Genomic DNA, 21,198 nt, shown 5'->3' on the forward strand with positions numbered 1-21,198 from the left:
AAGCTGCATCACACTTTTATTATCAACCTCCTTATTAAGCATCGCAACATTTTGGGGGCATCTGAAGGCTGCGCATAAAAAAGCGCGGGAGCTATTACTATCCCCCGCGCCCTTATGGATGCACTCTTTTATTATTTATTGATGGCCTTTACTGTTTCGGAGTAGATAAACTCATTGTTAGTATCCACCTGTTTGATGCGCACGTACAGCTTCTCATAGCCTGCAACGTCAATAGCATCTTTTTTGGAACAGCCATACAACAGGCTGCTTAATCCGAGAACCACTAAGGTTACCCCCATCCATCTGTTGCGGCGCGAGACCCCACCGAGGCCTAACAGGGCGAGCGACAGACCCATTACTGCCATGCCTTTCAAGGGAATCGATTGCTGGTAAGTAAAGCCCTGCCCCGCGCCTTCAGCCGATTTCGCTTTGACTGCACTACCGGCCTTGTTCCAGGTTTTCCCATCCCGGGAGATTTCGATTTCAAAATGACTATTACTTGCCTCACTTGCCGTCTTCCAGTCAACCTGCAACATACCATCGCGGATGAGCGCACTAACATCTACGAAGATCACCGGTAAAGAAGTTCCGCAGGAAGCGGCAGAAGTAGTCCAGCTATTATCAGACGGCCTTGCACAAGGCGCATCGGTCAGTCCGTCTTCAGTTTTATTATCGACCTGATAAGAGCTTGTGTTCACGTCATACGAGCTTGTTTTGGCTTCGGCAGCGTCCGAACAGCCGTCACCATCGCTGTCCAGATCCAGATAGTTGGGAACCCCGTCATCGTCTGAGCTCTGAACTGTGGTCACCTGGTAATCGGTGCTTCCATCTTCACATCCGTTCACCATGTTGTTACCATCCGGATAGCGGCAGTTAGCTCCGAGATTGGCGGTATTAGACGAGTTGGCTTCGACCGCATCAGGAATGCCATCGTTATCGCTATCCAGATCGTGATGATTAGGTATCCCGTCTTTATCCGTATCATCGCTTGCCCCGATACCTCTCATAGCTACTCTGTCTATCAAAAAATCATCTTCTGCATTTCCAGACCCCAATGTTCTAAATACCAAATAGTAATTGGCGGGGCCGTCGACAGTGAATGTACTGTTTACTGTTTGGTAAGCCATGGGATTGGCATTACCGCTTCCTCCAAAATAGTTGAGCGAGCTGAGTGAGCGTTGTACTAATGTATCAACCGGTTTATCGGTATCGCCGTTATATAAAAAAACGAGCCAGTCCTGGTTAGGTGTTACAGATGATCCCCTTAGAACGATGTCAAAAGCGAGCTGATAGGTTACATTAGGCTGTAATGCAGTTCCGAACTTATACACGATCGGCGTGTAAGGATCTTCTGAAAGTGCGTTTAATATGCCGGAAGCGCTGTTATTACCGCCCACTTCATGAAACAGCCCACCTGTTAGGCCGGAGTTTAGCTGACCGTGAACAGGACCATAGGTATATAGGTCGCTCCCGTATACGTCATACTTCTTATTGGTGAAGATCTCATTCCTGTTGGGGATAAACCAATAGGCATTATTCGGAGGATTGTCAGTGAAGCCCCCGCTATTGATCAGATTGGTGGTATATCCGGGACTCTCGATCCTATCGGGAATCCCGTCATTATCGTCGTCTACATCCGCGCTGTTGGCCACGCCATCGCCATCAGTATCGGGATCCGAGCTGGTAATAGCCGGACATTGGCCGTAGGTGTTTAAACACATAAATAATAATATAAATAGAGGCGCTCTATTCAAGCGGTACTTAAAGAGAACAGCGTAGTAGTTTTTTAATTTTGCCATGTTAGTGAAATGAACTTTTAAGTGATTAAGTTTTATTAATAGCGGGATTGTGGCGTTTTAATAACTCTACAGACTCATAGAGTGAGCCCGTATTTATCCCATGTACAATGCTTTATTTATTCACCGCTTTTACTGTTTCGGAGTAGATAAACTCATTGTTAGTATCCACCTGTTTGATGCGCACGTACAGCTTATCATAGCCTGCAACGTCAATAGCATCTTTTTTGGAACAGCCATACAACAGGCTGCTTAATCCGAGAACCACTAAGGTTACCCCCATCCATCTGTTGCGGCGGGAGACCCCACCGAGGCCTAACAGGGCGAGCGACAGACCCATTACCGCCATGCTTTTCAAGGGAATCGATTGCTGGTAAGTAAAACCCTGCCCGGCGCCTTCAGCCGATTTCGCTTTGACTGCACTACCGGCCTTGTTCCAGGTTTTCCCATCCCGGGAGATTTCGATTTCAAAATGACTATTACTTGCCTCACTTGCCGTCTTCCAGTCGACCTGCAACATCCCATCACGGATGAGCGCACTAACATCTACGAAGACCACCGGTAAAGAAGTGCCGCAGGAAGCGGCAGAAGTAGTCCAGCTATCATCAGACGGCCTTGCACAAGGCGCATCAGTCAGTCCGTCTTCAGTTTTATTATCGACCTGATAAGAGCTTGTGTTCACGTCATACGAGTTTGTTTTGGCTTCGGCAGCGTCCGAACAGCCGTCACCATCGCTGTCCAGATCCAGATAGTTGGGAACCCCGTCATCGTCTGAGCTCTGAACTGTGGTCACCTGGTAATCGGTGCTTCCATCTTCACATCCGTTGACCATGTTGTTACCATCCGGATAGCGGCAGTTAGCTCCGAGATTGGCGGTATTGGACGAGTTGGCTTCGACCGCATCGGGGATACCATCGTTATCGCTATCCAGATCGTGATGATTAGGTACGCCATCGCCATCCGTGTCCACATCGTTACATTCTACTATTGTTTCTCCGTTCACCTGAAATTCGCGGAATTGCGCATCACTGCCCATTGAGCTGTTTACAGCCGTTGTCCATGAAATTTTTACGGTTGCGGTATTACCCGAAGGCGTAAACGATACGGTTTTATACCCATGGTCCGTTGATGTAGGGCTTGGTCGGTTATAAACAGTGGTAAAGCTATGCAGCACTGTATTGTTCACAGACAGTTGAACGCTATTGGACTTGGGGTTTTGCGTATTGAGCGAATAATACCGGTACTTCAACGTGTTTACTATCCCTGGTTTCAAGTTAGTGAGTGTAAAGCTGAAGGTTTCAACGCCGCTGTCTTTATAACCCTGCACGTAGGTTCCAATTGAAGCGAGGTAATTGACTCCACTTAGTGCGTCCTTGCCGGTCCACACACCAGGACGATAGTCTTTATACAAGGGCTTGCCGGTATCGGTGCAGCTTCGTTCAATGCTGTCCGGTACTCCATCATTATCATCGTCCACGTCCACGCTGTTGGCCACGCCATCGCCATCAGTATCGGGATCCGAGCTGGTAATAGCCGGACATTGGCCGTAGCTGTTTAAACTAAAAAATATCGATACAATAGTAGTTAAGAGGCCCGATTGCCACTTGTAGAGATCAGTGCAGCAGTTCAGCTTTTTCATTGTGGGTTAAATAATTTTTTGTCATTTAAGTTGCAATATCCAGGGTAAGGACATTTGATTTCGTGCAAAAATGAATCAGGAGGGACTTATTTTATCAGTAAATTCGATAAAACGGCCCGTTTTTTCGATAAAATCGTATTTTTTGTCGATTAACTAACCCTGACCATCCGGTAGGAATAGGACAAAGGATCGAACGCCACTATGTTGTGTATCTGACATTACAGCAGTAACCTGAAGGACGCATTTTACAGGAAATGAAGCCTCCCCGCATCATGGTATTGCAGCGTTATAAGAGCCAGCAGGGCTTTGTTGTATGCAAGAGAAAATACAACCGGGACTGTTTTGGTGTTGGTTTTCAAAAATGAATGTAGCTGGACAAAGAGCGCTAAAAAAAACAGGGCATCTGAATGATGCCCTGCACTTATTGCTTTTAAGCAAATCTATTTATTTCACAACAGCTTTAATCACCGAAGAATAGCTCGACGCACCGTCTTTATCCACCTGCTTGATGCGTACATACATGTCTTCCTCTTGTAAGGACATGCGCTCATCACTTTTGGAGCAGCTATATAACAAAGCACTTACGCTCACCAGGATCAACAGGCTTCCCAGCCATTTGTTTTTGCGGAACATCATGCCCATGCTTAATAAGAACAAAGAGGCGCCCATCATCGCCATACCGCTCAAGGGCATGGTTTCCTGGTACTGGATCATTACATCCGAGTTACCGCCTGGCGCTTTACTGCTGATAGAAGCTCCGGCCTTGCTCCATTGCTTTCCATCTTTGGATACCTCTATTTCGAAATGATCACAAGCTTCCTCTTTCGCGGTAGGCCAGTTAACGATCAAACTACCTCCCTGCACTCTCGCTGCTACATGATCAAATACCGCCGACAATGAGGTGTTACAGGAAGAAGCGTTTTCCTCGTCGCCGTTGATAGTCCAGCCGTTATCATTATCAAGCGCTGCACGCGCGGCGACCACCTGTGGTTCGGGCGAGTACTTACGACCTACGGCACCCAATGTAACGTTTTGAGGAACAGCTGCACCACTGTTGCCATTTTCCCAGCCCATCAGCGTTCTGCTGTAATTGGTACAGCTCAGTCCGCTGTTGTCCAGCATATTTGCCATGCTTGCGGTTGCCGTACTGTTAACCGATGAAATATTCCAGTTGCCCAGGTTCTGATCAAATGCAGAGGCACTGCTGAACATAAGGCTCATATCTGTCACCGCCCCTGTATTCCAACTACCAATATCCTGGTTAAAGGAGGTCGCCTGGCCAAACATAGCCCGCATGTTGGTAACCGCTCCTGTATTCCATCCACCGATATTCTGATTGAAGGATGAAGCCTGGTAAAAGGTGGCTCGCATTGTGGTTACTTTCGCTGTGTTCCACCCGCCGATATTCTGGTTAAAAGACGTGGCACCGTTAAAAGTACCTAGCATATTGGTTACGTTACCGGTATTCCAACCACTGATATCCTGGTTAAAAGCAGCAGCGTGATAAAACATATTCTCCATCCTGGTAACATTAGCTGTGTTCCAGTTGCTGATATTCTGGTTAAAGACGGTCGCGCCAGAGAAGGCGCCATACATGTCATATACAGTACTTACATCCCAGGAGTTGATATTAGCCGGGCCATTCAGCTTTGAACAACCGTTGAACATCAGGACCATCTGTCCCACGCCACTCAAATTGGGGACATCAGTCGCCGTTATATTGGTCAGATTAACCGCGTTATAACACAAGGCACTCATGCTTGACCAGGGAACAGCGCCCCACTGGCTGATATCTATCAGCTTGTTGTTGTCACTGGAGTTAGTCGAAAAACGCCTCAGGTTGGCAGGACTCATCTCCACGGTCAATACATCACCAGGATTTAGGGTAACAGGAATTGATTGAACCGTCAGGCCAGTGGGACTGGAAAGTGTACCTGAACCGCTTCCGGGGGTGCCGGTTCTCGACCAGGTATAACTGACTGTGCCGGAAGTCTGAATCTCGAAACTAAGTGCGTTATCGGCCGTGGTAGTTCCCGCAGGAAGTGCCCATTTGGTGATAAAATTTTGCCCCTGAGCAGTTAGCCCAAAAAGTAAAAGAATAAAAGGTACGATTAGTGTGTTTTTACTGAACATATTTTTGGATTTTAGACGGTATTACGCAGACAGAATTTTCGCTGTTTTTGTTTCAATTCACCAAAAAATGGTTTGCTTCTCATATTATGATTTAAAGGGAAATTGAAATGAAACTTGCGTAATTTATCTGATTATGAAAGAAAGATAAAAAATTATAAAACACATTTTTATTTGTTTCGATGAGTTCTTCCAACGATTCGGTGAAGCTTGTTTTTTATACGATGGAAATGCCTGCTACCGAAACGAAGAGATCCTTGAGAATTTAGTTGAACAAACATCAATGCTGCATTTATGAAGATATAATAAAAATGATCCGGGCGCTAGACCTCTCAGGAGGCGGTAAGAAACTGCTCGATAGTCCGCGTTGTTTAATCGAATAGCGCCCATAGCTTTTAATTGACAACGACCGTTACTACTTTGGAATAATTGACTGCGCCGTCTTTGTCCACCTGCTTCACTCTCACATACACTTTTCCGGATGCCGAAGAAAGTTCACTGTCTTCTTTGCTACAAGCTACGAAGACCACACTCATTCCAATGACCAGCAACAACGTGCCTAACCATTTGTTTCTGCGGAACATCATGCCGAAGCTGAGGAAAAATAAAGACGCGCCCATGATCGCCATACCGCTCAAAGAGATCGAATGAGTATATTGAAGGGCCGTGTCTGAGTCACCACCTTTAGCTTTTGTTCCAACCTGGTCAATAGTTCTGAACTGTTTGCCGTCGGCAGAAGCTTCTATTTCAAATCGGTCACTGGCCCTCTCGGTGGCAGTAGTCCAGCTTACCTTCAGCATCCCGTTTTGGGTCAAAGCATTAACATCTTTAAAGACCACGGGCAGGGCGGTACTCTGTGCACACCCGCCTCTGAACAAAAGAAAGCCGGAAGCGTCTTCACCTGAAACGGTATTGCGGGCAGTGATGGTGATCCTGGAAATATAAGATTCGAAGTAGAAGGTCACCCTGGCGGTTCCTGAATTGCCCGTACCGTTGCCCGTTCCATCGATCTTGGTAGTGGCGTTATTGGTACCCGAGTTCGTCACCCGTGTAGCGGTGGCGTAGGTGCCCGCATCGGGCGTAAAGCTTGTGTATCTTACCGGAACGTTGTTGGAGTCGTACGCTGTAATTACGACTTCTTCGCTTTCAGCGGCGCTGCCTCCGGGAGAATAAAGAAGATTTCCGAGATATAAATAGAATTTCCCCAGAGGTTTGTTAAAAGTGATCGTACCTCCGGTAGCATTACTGCCACTGCTGTAAATGGTCAGGCTACCGGAAGTAGGCCAATAAATGCCCCCGGTGCTGTTGCCTACTTTTGCGGTGGTGAAATTAAGTCCTTGAATGGGGGTGCTGATAGGATCTGCTACGGTGTGCAGGTAAGTACTGCTTGAAAAGCTCATCGTGCTTTGGCTGATAATCTCGGTGTTGTCACTGGCCGCACACTGCAGGTTGCCGTCATACCCCTTTAATTGATCAACAGATATAAAATCACCGACTTCCAGATCCCAATCACCGTCTTTCCCGGTAATGTCATCAGAAGCAGCGATGGTAAGCCCCGTGGCCATTTGAAAGATAGCTCACGGCTTTCCTTCCTTCCGGGCCTTTGGCAAACTCACATCCATAAATATTAAGACGGCTGAAGGGATAAGCGGGATTCTTAAGATCAGTATTGATAAAGCTGGCAATCTGGCCGGCATTCTTCCATTCCCCGTCAATCAGTAATTCACCCGGCCGGCCGTGCGTGATCAAATGGAAGCCGGGCACACCGGAAAGGACATCAAACGAGCCCTTAACGGACGCATCGACGTGTCGGTATGAGCCCGGGCTTGCCGCGAGAGCGCTGTAAGACAGCAGTGAAAATATTGCCGAAAATATCGTGGTAGTGAGAGATCGCTTCATAGTTTTCGTATTATAACAGATGGTCCGAACCCATCTAAACGGTATTCCTAGCGACGTTGACGCTCGGGAGGGTTCCGCAAGGCACTGGGTCTGCCAGTTTTACGCAAAAAAACAAAAATATCCTGCTCATTATCAGAAAAATCGATAAATACCTATATTTTTTAGATAAAATGCCACTTCTGTTAGATAAACGACAGCCGTATGTTTAAAAAAAGCGCGGGTTACCTGTTCGATAACCCGCGCTAACTAAATGATACAACTCTTGTTTTATCTGATCACGGCCGTAACAATTTTGGAATAACTGACTGAGCCATCTTTATCGACCTGCTTCACTCTTACATACACTTTTTCCGATCCGGAGGAAAAGGCGCTGTCCTTTTTATTACAAGCCACCATCGCCACACTAATGCCCACGAGCAGCAACACTGTGCCCATCCATCTGTTCCGGCGGAACATCATACCAAAGCTTAAGAAGAACAAAGAGACGCCCATCACGGCCATACCGCTTAAAGAGATCGACTGACTGTATTGAACGGGCGTGTCGGAATTACCTTCACTCGCTTTTGTAAGTACCTGCCCGACTGTTTTGAAATGCTTACCGTCTGCAGAAACTTCTATCTCAAAATGGGACACGTTGGTTTCCTTTAAAGTCTCCCAGTTTACGGTCAAAATGCCGTTGGAAATACCGGCGGAGATATTGCCAAAATTGACGGGCAGCGCTGTGCTGAAGGATTCATAAGCACCCAGGTTTACAACACCATTCTGAACACGCTGGTTACGGTCCAGGTCCAGTGCGCCGTAATTGTTGGCATAGGTACCCGATCCGGCGTCATTAGCCGGGCTGGCAGCATTCTGCAACCTGTAGTTGCCTCCTGTAGTTGGGCTGCCTGCGCCTGCAGGCTGGGAATTGGCGAACATCGGATCTGCGTCCAGGTTGTTGCCGCCGTTGGTACCATATGCCGTGTTCCAGTTAGCACTGCCTCCGCTACCGCGTACGATAGAATAGGTGATCGCGGGTGTACTGCCGGAATTAGTGATGGAAGAAGGGCCTGAAGCCGTAGCATTTCCATAAATAATACTGTTCCGGATCTGCGTCGGCCGCAGATTACTGAGGTTATAGATGCCACCGCCGGATGTTGCCGCGTAATTTCCGGCGACGGTGATATTCGTAAACGTTGGACTGTTTGTGTTAGCGGTAGTAGTAAAGATACCGCCCCCGTTCGTAGCACTGTAATTTCCGCTGATCAGCACATTGTTTAAAGTAGGACTGGCATTATCTCTGTTGGAAATTCCACCGCCGACTGATCCGGTGGCACTGTTCCCGCTGATCAGCACCCGGTTGAACACAGGGTTCGAAGAGTGGATCATTGCTCCTCCTCCTCCATATCCGAAAGTGGTACCATTGGCTGTATTGCCCACAAACTTCACGTCGTTCAAAGTAGCCGCCGGAGTCTGATAGCTGTATAAGCCACCACCCCGCCGGGCCGTGTTTCCTTCGAAGGTTACCGTGTTAAAAATGGCATCAGCTCTGCTATTGTAAACACCACCTCCCTCATTAGCAGTATTGTTCCTAAAAATAACATTGGTCAACACCGGCGTAGAGGATTGATTATACATACCTCCACCCAGTTGTGTAGAGGAATTATTTTCAAAAATAACATTAGTTAAAACAGCATTGGAACTGTTCAGATTATACATCCCGCCGCCATCGCCGGTAGCGGCATTTTTTCTGAAGATAACGTTACTTAAAACGGGACTACTTCCGCCATTATTATACATACCGGAGCCATGCCCTCCCCCGCCATTTGCTATAATAAGGTTAGCAAAGACCGCATCAACGTTATCGAAGTTATCAATATTATTATCCGTGCCATTATTGGTCACATAAAAGCCGTCTAATACGGATGCAGCGCTTAAAACGGGGTTATCGACCGTTACGCGGCCATTACCATTGATCACGCTGCTGTCTGCAGCCGTAGTACCGATCACCCGCTGACTCAGGGAACTTTCAGTACCCTGGAAGCTACCGTATATCTTAACTCCATCTTTCATGGCGATAAAGGAATTGGTGGTCGTATTCGTATAGGTTCCTTTCATTACAAATACGGAATCGCCGGAAGCAGAAGCGTTGATCATGGCCTGTATGCTGCCGGAAGCATTAGCCCAGGAGGAGCCATTGCCGGATCCGGAAGCCGTGGGCTTCACATAACGCTTCGTCTGTGCACTGGCTAATAAGCTATTGATTACAAGTGCGACTAATAGTAAATACTGGAATTTTGATCTCATGTAAAGTACGTTTCGAATGGATTAAAGGATTATTTCTATGGTGGGCGCGAAAGTATAATAGAAATTTTGTAATTATTATATATATTCGATGAATATGGTATATATATCGATGAACAGTCATATTTTTTAGATGAGCGGAAAAATCGAAGGGTAGGAAACTTTTCCGGCTATTTTGGAGAAGCGATATTTTGGTTCCCGATGCAGGTAATGCGCCGTTGAATCATCATGAAAGGAAGTTCAGCATACATAAAAAGGCGCAAAGCAGCAGTGGCTTTGCACCTTAATCATTTGAAAAATGAATCCAGATGAGTGTGTTCGACTTAGACAGGATGGGCCTCTGCCGCAAGTCTGCTTTGTTGTATCATTGTGTCAGTGTCTGACCTACGGTCTAATAGAGTCATTCAGATTATTTTGCCCCCTGCCTGGCGTTGTTAGAACCGTTTTACCACTGTGATTACTTTAGAATAGCTGGCCTTGTTATCCGTATCCACCTGTTTGATCCGTATGTATAATTTCCAGTCTTCTGCCTGTAAAGATGCCCGATCCGGTGAACAGCTGCTATACAGCACAAAGACAGACCCGCATAGTAACAGCATTGCTGCAAGGCATTTCCGGCGGCTACGCATGAACCCGATGCTTATCAACAACAACGACACACCCATGAAATGCCAATCGCTTAAAGCAATCATTTCTGTATAATGTATGGGTATCTCCGAATCTCCGTCTTTCGCTTTCGTTTTCGTGGTAGCCACACGATGAAAGTTTCGCCCGTCGCGGGATGCCTGAATTTCAAAATAAGCAACGTTTTTTTCTTTCAGGCTTTGCCAGTGCATGTGCAACTTATTGTGCTTGATGTGCCCATGCAACTCACCAAATGCAATTGGCAGAGAGGCTCCACATTTATCTGAGCTGCTTCTCCAGAGATCGTCCGGGGGAACATGACAGCCCGTCGCCGTTAGGCCGGTTCCGGTACCATCGTCGTCAACCGTGAACTCAGTGGTATTGACCCCTGAGTTGACCCCCGCTTCCTGCCCATCGGGACAAGGATCGTTATCACTGTTCAGGTCCCGGTAATCCGGCGCGTCGGTGCCATCTGTGTTGATTGGGGCCAACGCACAGCTTTGAACTACTCGTCCATCCAGGCATCCATCTCCATCCTCATCCCTATCACTACCTGCGGTGTAGGTAACACGGCAATTCGTTAAGGATATCGAAGTGTTGCCGCAAGCCTCGATCGCGTCCGGAATACCATCGTTGTCGCTGTCGAGATCTAAGTAATCTGCAACGCCGTCGCCATCTGTGTCGGTGGGGGTACATACCGATCCCGATGCATCACCTCTTACCCACAATGCCAGGTAATCCTCATTGGGTATCTCCCCGCTTCGCCACTGTATTCTTTGATGATCACGAGCAGGAGCCCAGGTGAAAGAACCGGTATTACCTGAAATATGTATAACGACCGCATCCAGCGTTGTCCCGAAAGTGGAAGTAAAGCGGGAATTCGCCTGCAAAAAAATGGCCCCTTGCCCGACCCAGTCATCATTGAACGCATCGTCGGCAGTTGCCCTGCGTAATGGTATATTGTCTTTTAATTTTGAAATAAGCGTCGCGTTGACGGAAGTGGCGTCAACGCCACCGGCGCTGGCAGAGTTGGAAGATATTCTTATCTGCTCAATGTTGCCCAGGCTGGCCAGCGTTTCAGCATTCAATTTACCCCTTTGGCCACCCAGACTTAATAAGGCGGAGGCGGGCAGATTACCGGAGCCGTTTCCGAAATCGAAAAGCACCAGCACATATCCGTTTTCATCTACATAGCTTCTGAATTCGTTTCCAGACAAGTTAAAGTAATACACGCCCGGCTGCTTAACGGTCGCACGTGCCTGTTCGAGGCTGGTAAAGGCTGTGCCCGGCGCAGCACCACAGCCTCCTTCCTGCGCATCTGAAATGCCATCATTATCATCGTCTACATCCCTGCTGTCCGGTACATTGTCTCCATCTGTATCGGGGTCGGAAGCAGAAGGCACCGGGCACTGCAAATTATAGGCGTAGGCTTCCATGCCTTCTACGGTGACCGGCGTTCCGACTTCCAGATCCCAATCTCCGTCTTTACCCGTGATGTCGTCTGACGCAGCAATCGTTATCCTTAATACTTTCTTTAAATAGGCAACCGCATTTTTTCCCACTTCACCTTTCGCGAACGCGCATCCATAAATATTCAGGTGGCGGAGTGCAGAGATCTGCTGTTGAGCGCTACGGTTCAAAAAAGCGGCAATCTTTGCCGCATCTTTCCATTCGCCTTCGATCCATAACTCCCCGGGACGACCGTGGGTAATCAGCTGAAACCCCTGATGACGGCAGGCGTTTTTGAATTCACCCTTCACAGATGGATCTATGTAAGCGTTACTACCATGCTGCTGCGCAGCCAGTGACTGCATAGTAATAAGACAAAGGACAAGAAAGATTATTTTACTAATGCTGGAAGGCTTCATATTTTCATTTTTGGTTAGAAGATCGGATCCTGGATGTACTCTTGCAGCATATCATTCCGCCTATCCCTGCGACAGGAGGCGGCAGCGTGACACAAATACGCTGCAAAAACAGAAGGATGTTGTCGGATGCAAAAAATGCAGGTTATTACAACGGTCCATATTGTAACTGATACCGTAGTACCCTCATTTTTGATTCAGCATTAAATCGGTGTTTGTTTTCATTGGGTTCATAGTGCTACGTATCGGTTAGAGAGCCACAAATATAAGATTTTTTTTAATATGACAGATACGTTTCCCTTACTTTTCTGATAAGATCCGCGCCGGAATGGGAGCCGCAGCAGATCCCCTTTGACAGGTTTCCGCTTGCTTCTTTTGTCACCCCTTCCTCAAAGTATTGTCTAGACAACGCCTCATTGTGCTCCGCTATTGCCCTATTTAGAAGACAGACGCTTTCACTACTGACGAATACGACTCATGTCCATGTTGGTCGACTTCCTTGATGCGCAGGTACATCTTTGTATGCTTATCTAACGAGGTTCGTTCGTAGCGGACGCAGCCATATAAAACGCCTGCAATGCTTAACACGCCCAACGTCACTGCCACCCATTTTCTTCTGCGGCACATTCCACCGATGCCGAACAACAGCGCGGAGATCCCCATGATAGAAAGCCCGCTTAACGGAGTTATAAATTCGTAGGCAATGCCGTCATGTGAGTGCCCTTTAAACGCTTTGGACTTAAGGCTGCCGATCTGCTGAAAGGCCCTTCCATCGCGGGACACTTCCACATCAAAATGCGACACCATTTCCTCTTTTAAGGTGATCCAGCGGACATGAAGCTGATTATTTTTTATCCGGGCTGAAAGACTGGTAAAACTTGCAGAGAGGACGGTACGTTTAGGGTATACCATCACGTACAACGTAGCTTCATCGCAGGCTTGCGGCGTTGCATCGTCGCAAACGTTGTAAGGAAAACTGGCAGGGCCCGACACGTCTTTTTCCGGCATAAAATTATAGTTGCCGGTCTCAGTCTCATAAGTAAGAGTTCCGGCGGAGGCCGTCACCGTATGGCCCGCCGTACTGTTGAGAAAACTAACCGTTTGGCTGTGACCCTCCGCATCAACGTCGTTCATCAACACGTGTCCCCGTAATTCTGTGTTCAGATTTGTATGTCCATAATCATCGGTCGCGGAAGTGGTATTGTCAGCTGTGGAGGGGATGACCGTGATGATCTGGTAGGCTTCTGCACATGCTGCCGGAGATGCTGTATTACATACGCTATATCTTAAGGTATCTATCCCGGAAAATCCGGCTTCAGGCGTATAGCGGATATCACCGTTTTCTTCTGTCACGGTGCTGCCATGGGCGGGCGGGTTGACAATAGTGACAGAAGATGCATCCAACATCGGCGCGCCCGCGCCCTGGGTGTCATTGCTCAGGGAGGCCAATGTTACGGTGTTGCCGGCTTTTATCGTGGCTATATCTGTATTGGCAACCGGGTCATTGACTGATGCCGAGGGATCGTTAGAGTTGACAGCTTCAACTGTTATGATCAGTAAAGAAGCCGGGCAGTCGGTCGTTACGCCATCAGGACAAACGGGTACTAAAAAGTGATATACCCCTGCGGCGGAAGGCGTAAAGGAGTAAGTGCCGTCAGCATTCATTTCGGGCAGGTCCGAAGAAGGATTTGTGAATCCGGGCGCAGCCTCGGGTGTGCCATAAGAAGCGGCTGCGGCGAGGTCATCATTGAACGCAACATTTCCGCTTACGGCCGTATTTACGCGGGTGACATTCATATCCGGATCCAGCGACATTTTGCACTCGAGGTAATCTGAAAGACCGTCCCCATCTCGATCTGAAGATCTGTCAGGACAAGGGTTGACAGCTGCCAGGAACATTCCTAAATCATCGCTGACATGATTTACGTGCATCCGCACGCGGCTGATCAATACGTCGGAGGTGCCCATAATCGCGACGTACTTATCGGCGGCGCCATTTCCGGAAACAGGCACGTGTCCCCAGTTCACCGCGCCATTGGAGTTGTTATAAGATCTGGCCTGTTTCTGCTGGATGCTAGTGATGGCAACCATTTCAAGCTCTGTGGTGGCCAGATCGCCGTTCTCATCCCAGGCCCTGACAGATCCGGTAACGCGTTTGGTATTGTCGGGGCGGTTGTCGAGGTCGGTGATCGCCATGAATATTTCATTGGCGGGAACAGCTGGACTGAAAGTGACATTCACCAGGCCGCTGGTACTTCCTCTTTTTAACCACCTCCGGTCTCTCTGAATGATGACCTCCCCTGCATAGCTTCCCGAAACGGTAAAGGTGCCCGCGGTAATTGCTTCTGCGCTGGTATTGCTCAAATTGTCGACGGTGAAGGTTGCAGAAGTGGGGCCCGGCCACGACGCTGAAACCCCTTCATTTCTGGCTTCAGATCCTGTGCCTTCCGGCTGCCCGCAGCATTTTTCGATGCGTTGTAAATTGTAAGCATAAGTTTCCAATCCTTTAATGGACAGAGGCGTTCCGATCTCCAGCTCCCAGTCACCGTCTTTACCGGTGATATCGTCTGATGCAGCTATGGAAACGTCCAATACATGACCGAGATAAGCAACTGCTTTTTGTCCGGCTTCGCCTTTGGCAAACTCACAACCGTAGATATTAAGCTGCCCGTATTCAGCAAGACATAGTTGAAGATCCTGTTTGAGAAACGCAGCGATCTGTGCCGCATTTTTCCATTCGCCCTGAATCCATAATTCGCCGGGGCGACCATGAGAAATGAATTGAAAACCCTGGTTGTCTGATGCGGTTTGGGGCACCGCTTTTACCGAAGGATCTATGTAGACAGCACTGTCATAGTCCTGAGCAGATAGTACCTGTGTCCACATTAAAAAAAAAGAAAACAGAAATAAGTTGACAGTAGTTAGGGGCTTCATAACTTGATTTTTGGGGGTTAGAAGATGGATAAAGAGAGGCGGCCGTGCAGGCACCTTTGGCTATCCGTATGACCGATTGGATCCGCATGAAAAGCGTGCGCTGATTGAAACGGGAGATATCGTCTGATGAAAAGTGATCAATAACAATTTGCCTGTAAACCTGATGCGGAATAATTTTGATTTTATAAGGTAAGCATCAGATTGGTGGCTGTTTCGTTCGGTTTATTGCGCCGTAAATCGGTTAGAAATGCAAATATACAAGTTTTTTATTATTCGATCGCGCGAACCGAATTTCAACTTTTAAAAGGTAGAGGTTTCATCGGGATCTTGCAGAGCAATGGGATGCCTTTTGCCAACCGATTTAGAGGGCTTCATTGACTGCAACTAAATGATAAAGCCAGGTCTTAATGAAAAGCAGCAAACGTGATATCCGTTATTCATGTACTTTTTTATAGCCCGCCACAATAAAAAATGAAGAAGAAAACCGTGGGCTTTGGCACGGTTTTGCTTGTTTGTTCACAAACCCCTTAAACCTTATTGTATGAAAAAAGTTTTCAATTTAACAGCACTGTTACTAGGCATCACGCTGGCCGGCCAGGCGCAGGGATGGGCGATCAGCGACAAAGTAATGATCGGGCATAGCTGGACGGTGGGCAACCGCAATGATGAAATGAAATATGCTTTCCACCCGACTGTGGCCGTTGGCCGTACTGCGATGTATAATTTTAGTGATAATGTTGGTATCGGATTGGGAACATTTTTCAGTTCCGAAGGTGTGAGATTTAAAGCGGCCAACGAAGAGGAATCCGGAGATGCAAAACTGGAACAACGCATGAACTACATCCGTGTTCCGCTGGGAGCGATGTTCACTTTCGGAGACCCGTCGAATAAAGTGCGGCCGCGTCTGGGCATCGGAGGCTCTGTTGGTTTCCTCGTAGGTGGTAAAACTTATATCATCGACGAAGAAAATTATTTTTCAGGCGCAAAAACTACCCGCGCCATGAGCACTAAAGTAGACGCCGGGGCAAACGCTTCCATTGGCTTCAGCGTGCGCGTAGCGGATGGGTTCACGATCAATCACGATATCAACTATTATCACGGTTTGGTGGAAAATGAATACTCGGGTATAGAAATGTCAAGCTTCACTAACAGGAATATCGGCTTGAGCATGGGCTTTACGATCACCGGCGATGCGATGAAAAGATGGAAAGGAAAAATGAAAGGTATGCACAACGATTAATCAAACATATTTATCCCTTGAAAACCCGAAAGGCTGTCTTCTGTTCACACGGAAGACAGCCTTTCCTTTTATAAACAAGTCAGTAAATATTATTTTTTATCCTGTTGCGTTTCTTTCCGACAGCCCGTCTCATATTACAAACACCGGATATGAACACCCCATTCCTGCAATGTGATACACTGATAGCTACAAAAATCCGGAGGCCGTGAAGAGGCAACCGGACGCTATGAATTTGATGGATCTACTTACTCAAACGGAGCGGCATATTCAGCTCCTTCTTAAAAGAGGACATGTTGCAAGCGCAATAATGATCCTCCACGCAACCAAACAAAAGCCGCAACGTATTTACGTGCGGCTCTTTCACTTTCTTATTGTTTACTACTTTATCCGGCAGCGGCCAGGCTACGGAAGTCTACGCTTACCAGTTTACTCACTCCCGGTTCCTGCATGGTCACACCGTAGATCACGTCCACCGTGCTCATCGTGGTTTTATTGTGCGTAACGATAATGAACTGCGAGTTATTACTGAATTCGCGGATCATGTTGGTAAATTTACCCACATTGGCATCATCCAGTGGCGCATCTACCTCATCGAGGATACAGAACGGCGCCGGTTTGATCAGGTAGATGGCGAACAGCAACGCGGTTGCGGTTAAGGTTCTTTCTCCACCGCTTAGCTGCGTCAAAGAAGTAGGCCTTTTCCCTTTAGGCCTTGCCATAACATCGATGCCTGTTTCTGCCAGGTTTTCGGGATTTTCCAGTACCAGGTCGCACTGGTCATCTTCTGTGAACAAGGACTTAAATACTTTCTGGAAGTTCTCACGCACCTGGTTGAAGGTATCTAAGAACTTCTGGTTCGCGGTAGATTCCACCTCTTCGATCGTTTTCAACAGGCTTTCTTTCGCGTTCACGAGGTCGTTCTTTTGCTCCACGATAAATTCATATCGCTTCTTCATTTCGGTAAATGCTTCAATAGCGGTGGGGTTCACCTCGCCCAGGTTTTCCAGGCGCTTCTTAAGGCGGTCTGCCTTTTCCTGTAGCTCTTCCACTGCCGTTTCTGAAGTGCGTTCTTCGTCGAGGATATCTTCCAGCTGAATTTTAAACTCTACGTTCAGGCGTTCTTTGGTACCTGCCAGTTGCAATTTTAATTCATTGAGCTTGTCTTTTATGGCAGCCAGCAAATGATCGGCCTGTTCTTTCTCTTTCACTTTGTGGCGTATCACGCTTTCTTTCTCGCTCAACTGATTGCGGAGATTATAATAGGCCTGATCCGCTTCGTCCAGCACCTTCTTATCTTCCTCCTGCGCATGCATTAAGTTGTGCAATTCTTCTTCTACAGTCACCAACGCCTTCTGGTTCTGATCGATATCCTCGCTGGTGCTGGATAACTGCTCAGTGCTTTGCTCGACCTGCTTCTGCAAAGTTTCCAGTTGGTTGTGCTTGAAGGTAAGCTCTTGCTTCAAGGCATTCACCTTGCTTTGCTGGCGGGTCACATTCAGATTGAATTCATTGAAGAAGCCCAAGGACTCTTCATGCGCGCTTTGTGCGGCGCGGAACATTTCATCTGCTTCGTTCAGCCTGTTCGCATTCTGTTGCAACACCTCGTTGAACTGTTGCAGCTCCTGGCGAACGCCTGCTACGGAAGATTGTGTTTGTTGCAACTGCTCGTTCAGGTCTTCCATCCGGTTACGGGCGGTACTTTGTTGCCCCTGGATGTTTTCTAATTTATTCTGTAAAGAAAATACCTGGTTGGATAATTCCTGTATTTCCTTTTCCGTCTGCTTGATCGCATTTTCCCTCAGGTCTTCATTGAAGGCGATCACCTCGTTGTGCCTTGCCTGGATCTGCGCGCGAAGTCCCTGTACCACTGCATCCTGGGCGGCAATATCTTTCTGTAATTTCTCCAGGTTCTTGGCCCGGCCTATTTTTTTCCCTTCGATCAGCCCCACACTTCCCCCGGTCAGCGTATGTTTGCCTTTTACATAGCGCCCGGTCTTTTCAATCACCGTAAAGCCATTGGCATTGTTTAACGCTTCTTCACCTTCAGCGATGAAAACGTTGCCCAGCAAGTGTTTGGCAAGGTTGCTGTATTTTTCATCTACTTCCACCACGCTTAAGGCCGGTGTCGCGTTTTCCAACGTATGATCAGACACCGCCGCCACTGCATCGCCTACTTTATCTAATAAAAAGAAATTAGCCTTTCCTTTTTTATGTTCGCTCAGCAGGTGAACCGCCTCCAGCCCTTGTTGCAGGCTATTGATGACGTAGTAATTCAGATACGGTTCCAGCACATTTTCCAAAGCGGTGCGATACTCTTCTTTTACATAGATGATGTCCGAAAGGATGGGCGCACTGTAGTCCCAGTTTTTATTATTGTGCAGGAATTTAACGCTGTCCGGGTATCCTTCCATCGAATCAATCATGCTCTTCAAAAGATCATGCTCATTCTTTTTAGCATCCAGCTTGCGGCTTTCTTCCGCCATTTTGTTTCGCAGACCATCCAGGATCTCTTGTGTCTGGAAGATCTGTTCCTTCGTGTGTTCGTTGTGCGCCAGCAATTGCTCCAGTGACTGCTTGTGCTCTGCCAGCACCTGTTCCTTTTCTTGTCTTTCCTTATCCAGATTTTCAAAGGTGGCTGCGCGCTGCTCCGATTCCTGCTCGATCTGTTGAATGGTTCGCTGAAGGTTCTGGATCGATGTATCGGCTACCGCTACTTTCTTCTCTGCCTCAAACTGGCTGCGCTGCACCTGCTGTGCTTCAGCGCGCATCTCTTCCAGCGCGTTGCGCCTGGAATCCAGGATACCGCGCTTTTCATCCGCTTCTACCTTCAGGTTTTCCAGCTGCTCGGTAAGACCTTCAAAAGCCTTTTCCTCCTCTTCCACCTGCAGTTGCGTAAAGGCGATGCTTTCTTCAATGCCTTTGAGTTGCGCACCGGATTTGTCCAGGAACTCCTGCAAACCTGTTCCTTTTTCCTTCAAATATTGTAATCGCTGCACCGCCAGGTTTTTATCCCCTTCTTTGGTGCGCACTTTCTGCTGTAATTCGTTGAAGGCGTGCTGCATACTTTGCAACGCCCGCTCCTTCTCAACAAACACTACTTTTTCTTCTTCCAATGCTGCTTCGCCGGTGGCTACTTCGGCCTCCAGTTGAGCAACCTTGTCCGTTTCCGCTTCCTGCTTTTCCGTCAGATCCTTGTAGGTCAGGTTGAATCCTTCCAATGCGGCCTTGGCCAGTTCGATACTGATCTCGCGGTAGTCTCGCTTGATCTCATGATATTTCTCTGCTTTTTTTGCCTGATTTTCCAGGGCTTTGAGCTGGTTGTTGATCTCGAACAACAGATCCTCGATCCGGTTCAGATCCAGCTCCGTCGCATCCAGCTTTTGCTTGGCTTCTTTTTTTCTCGTTTTATAAATAGAGATACCGGCCGCCTGTTCCAGCATTTTGCGACGGCTGTTGTCCTTGTCGCGGATCAGGTCGTCCACCATATCCAGCGCGATAATCGCGTAGGAATCTGTGCTGATACCTGTGTCCATGAACAGGTTTTGAATGTCCCGTAAGCGGCACTGCACATCGTTCAGGCGATACTCGCTCTCCCCGCTCTTATAGAATTTCCGCGTAATGCGGACGGTATTAAATTCTGTAGGTAAGAGGTTCTTCGTGTTTTCAAACGTAAGGCTCACTTCCGCAAGGCCGCTGGCAGAGCGGGTCTTGGACCCGTTGAATACCAGGCTATCGAGATTTTCGCTTCGTAACGCACTGATCTTCTGCTCCCCGATTACCCAACGGATACTGTCCACAATATTGGACTTTCCACAGCCGTTAGGCCCGACAATACCCGTTACATTGTCGTCAAAATTCACCACGGTTTTATCAGCGAAGCTTTTAAAACCTTTTATTTCTAAACTTTTTAATCTCACACTAAAAAACTTTTATTGCAACGGCGAATATAGACCATGAAACGGTTGCGGACACCGCCTTTTATGCACAGATTTTGACAAAATGGTGTGGAAAAATTCGTCGGGATGGATGCGAAAAATCAAATGATGCGCTATTTTTCAGAGCGCCTGATCCGTTTTACCGCCGACCCAATGGCCAGAAAGAATAGAAATATTATTTATAAGATGCGGAGTGTCAGGCATCAAAGCAAGAAAGTGCCTTATTTCACCTCATCGAGCGGCTTTCGTTTATCCTCCCTGATTTGTTTGAAATGACTGGGCGTTAAGCCTGTCACTTTCTTAAACTGATTGCTCAAGTAAGCGACGCTGGAATAATTCAGGCGAAAGGCGATTTCACTTAACGATAATTCATCATATACCAGCAATTCCTTCACCTTTTCGATCTTCTGGGCGATAAAATATTTTTCGATCGTAATGCCCTCTACTTCGGAAAAGAGACTGGATAAGTAATTGTAGTCATGATGTAACTGATGGCTCAGCACTTCAGAAAGATTGGCCTGTGTATCGGCATCCTGGTAATGCACAAGATCGATAATGACGTTCTTTATCTTTTCGATCATCCGGCTTTTCTTGTCATCGATCAGTTCAAACCCGAGCTGCTTCAGGGCGCTATCTAAAGCTTTTCTTTCCTCAGGAATCAGCTCATGATCGACGATGGCTTCGCCCAGCTTGATCTGCTGCACGTGGTAGCCCAGCTTCTCCAGCTCATTCCGAACTACCATGATACAGCGGTTACACACCATATTCTTAATAAACAAGGTATTCATACTTTATCACCTTTAAACGCTTGTGCGATCGTTGGATCTTATCTTCAACCATCGTTATAACACGA

11 protein-coding genes are annotated in these 21,198 nt (G+C 47.5%); 1 reads left to right on the forward strand and 10 read right to left on the reverse strand.

From position 1 onward, the window contains the following. Positions 1-131 precede the first annotated feature (131 nt). From ACU37H_RS06450 to ACU37H_RS06485, 8 genes are all read right to left on the reverse strand, one after another. The gene (locus ACU37H_RS06450) at positions 132-1,721 is read right to left on the reverse strand and encodes a hypothetical protein (RefSeq protein ID WP_472702352.1); all 1,590 of its coding nucleotides are present in this window, start codon (positions 1,719-1,721) and stop codon (positions 132-134) included. 190 nt (positions 1,722-1,911) lie between these two features. Then, a complete protein-coding gene (locus ACU37H_RS06455) occupies positions 1,912-3,435 on the reverse strand; it encodes a hypothetical protein (RefSeq protein WP_472702351.1) in 1,524 nt (507 codons plus the stop codon). Positions 3,436-3,879: 444 nt separating this feature from the next. Further along, positions 3,880-5,568 carry a BspA family leucine-rich repeat surface protein gene (locus ACU37H_RS06460; protein WP_472702350.1) on the reverse strand — a complete coding sequence of 563 codons (1,689 nt, stop codon included), beginning with the start codon at positions 5,566-5,568 and terminating at the stop codon, positions 3,880-3,882. Positions 5,569-5,960: 392 nt separating this feature from the next. Then, on the reverse strand, positions 5,961-7,130 hold the full coding sequence (locus tag ACU37H_RS06465) for a hypothetical protein (RefSeq protein ID WP_472702349.1): 1,170 nt from the start codon (positions 7,128-7,130) through the stop codon (positions 5,961-5,963). Continuing rightward, complete coding sequence (locus ACU37H_RS06470) at positions 7,099-7,464, reverse strand: DUF4347 domain-containing protein (protein ID WP_472702348.1); 366 nt, start codon at positions 7,462-7,464, stop codon at positions 7,099-7,101. The genes ACU37H_RS06465 and ACU37H_RS06470 overlap by 32 nt, the downstream gene beginning before the upstream one ends. Positions 7,465-7,731: 267 nt before the next feature. Continuing rightward, positions 7,732-9,750 carry a hypothetical protein gene (locus ACU37H_RS06475; protein ID WP_472702347.1) on the reverse strand — a complete coding sequence of 673 codons (2,019 nt, stop codon included), beginning with the start codon at positions 9,748-9,750 and terminating at the stop codon, positions 7,732-7,734. A 431-nt stretch (positions 9,751-10,181) separates the two neighbouring features. After that, positions 10,182-12,239, reverse strand: a complete 2,058-nt coding sequence (locus ACU37H_RS06480; protein WP_472702346.1) for a DUF4347 domain-containing protein — start codon at positions 12,237-12,239, stop codon at positions 10,182-10,184. Between the two features lie 435 nt (positions 12,240-12,674). Continuing rightward, positions 12,675-15,170 carry an Ig-like domain-containing protein gene (locus tag ACU37H_RS06485; RefSeq protein ID WP_472702345.1) on the reverse strand — a complete coding sequence of 832 codons (2,496 nt, stop codon included), beginning with the start codon at positions 15,168-15,170 and terminating at the stop codon, positions 12,675-12,677. 541 nt (positions 15,171-15,711) lie between these two features. Here ACU37H_RS06485 and ACU37H_RS06490 point away from each other — a divergent pair. Next, positions 15,712-16,410: a porin family protein gene (locus ACU37H_RS06490; RefSeq protein WP_472702344.1), complete on the forward strand. Its 699-nt coding sequence runs from the start codon at positions 15,712-15,714 to the stop codon at positions 16,408-16,410. Positions 16,411-16,793: 383 nt separating this feature from the next. Here ACU37H_RS06490 and smc read toward each other — a convergent pair whose 3' ends face one another. Continuing rightward, positions 16,794-20,327, reverse strand: a complete 3,534-nt coding sequence (smc, locus tag ACU37H_RS06495) for a chromosome segregation protein SMC (protein ID WP_472702343.1) — start codon at positions 20,325-20,327, stop codon at positions 16,794-16,796. Positions 20,328-20,566: 239 nt separating this feature from the next. Next, complete coding sequence (locus ACU37H_RS06500; protein ID WP_472702342.1) at positions 20,567-21,088, reverse strand: helix-turn-helix domain-containing protein; 522 nt, start codon at positions 21,086-21,088, stop codon at positions 20,567-20,569. Between the last annotated feature and the right edge of the window lie 110 nt (positions 21,089-21,198).

The organism is Niabella sp. ZPM-14 (assembly GCF_055693045.2).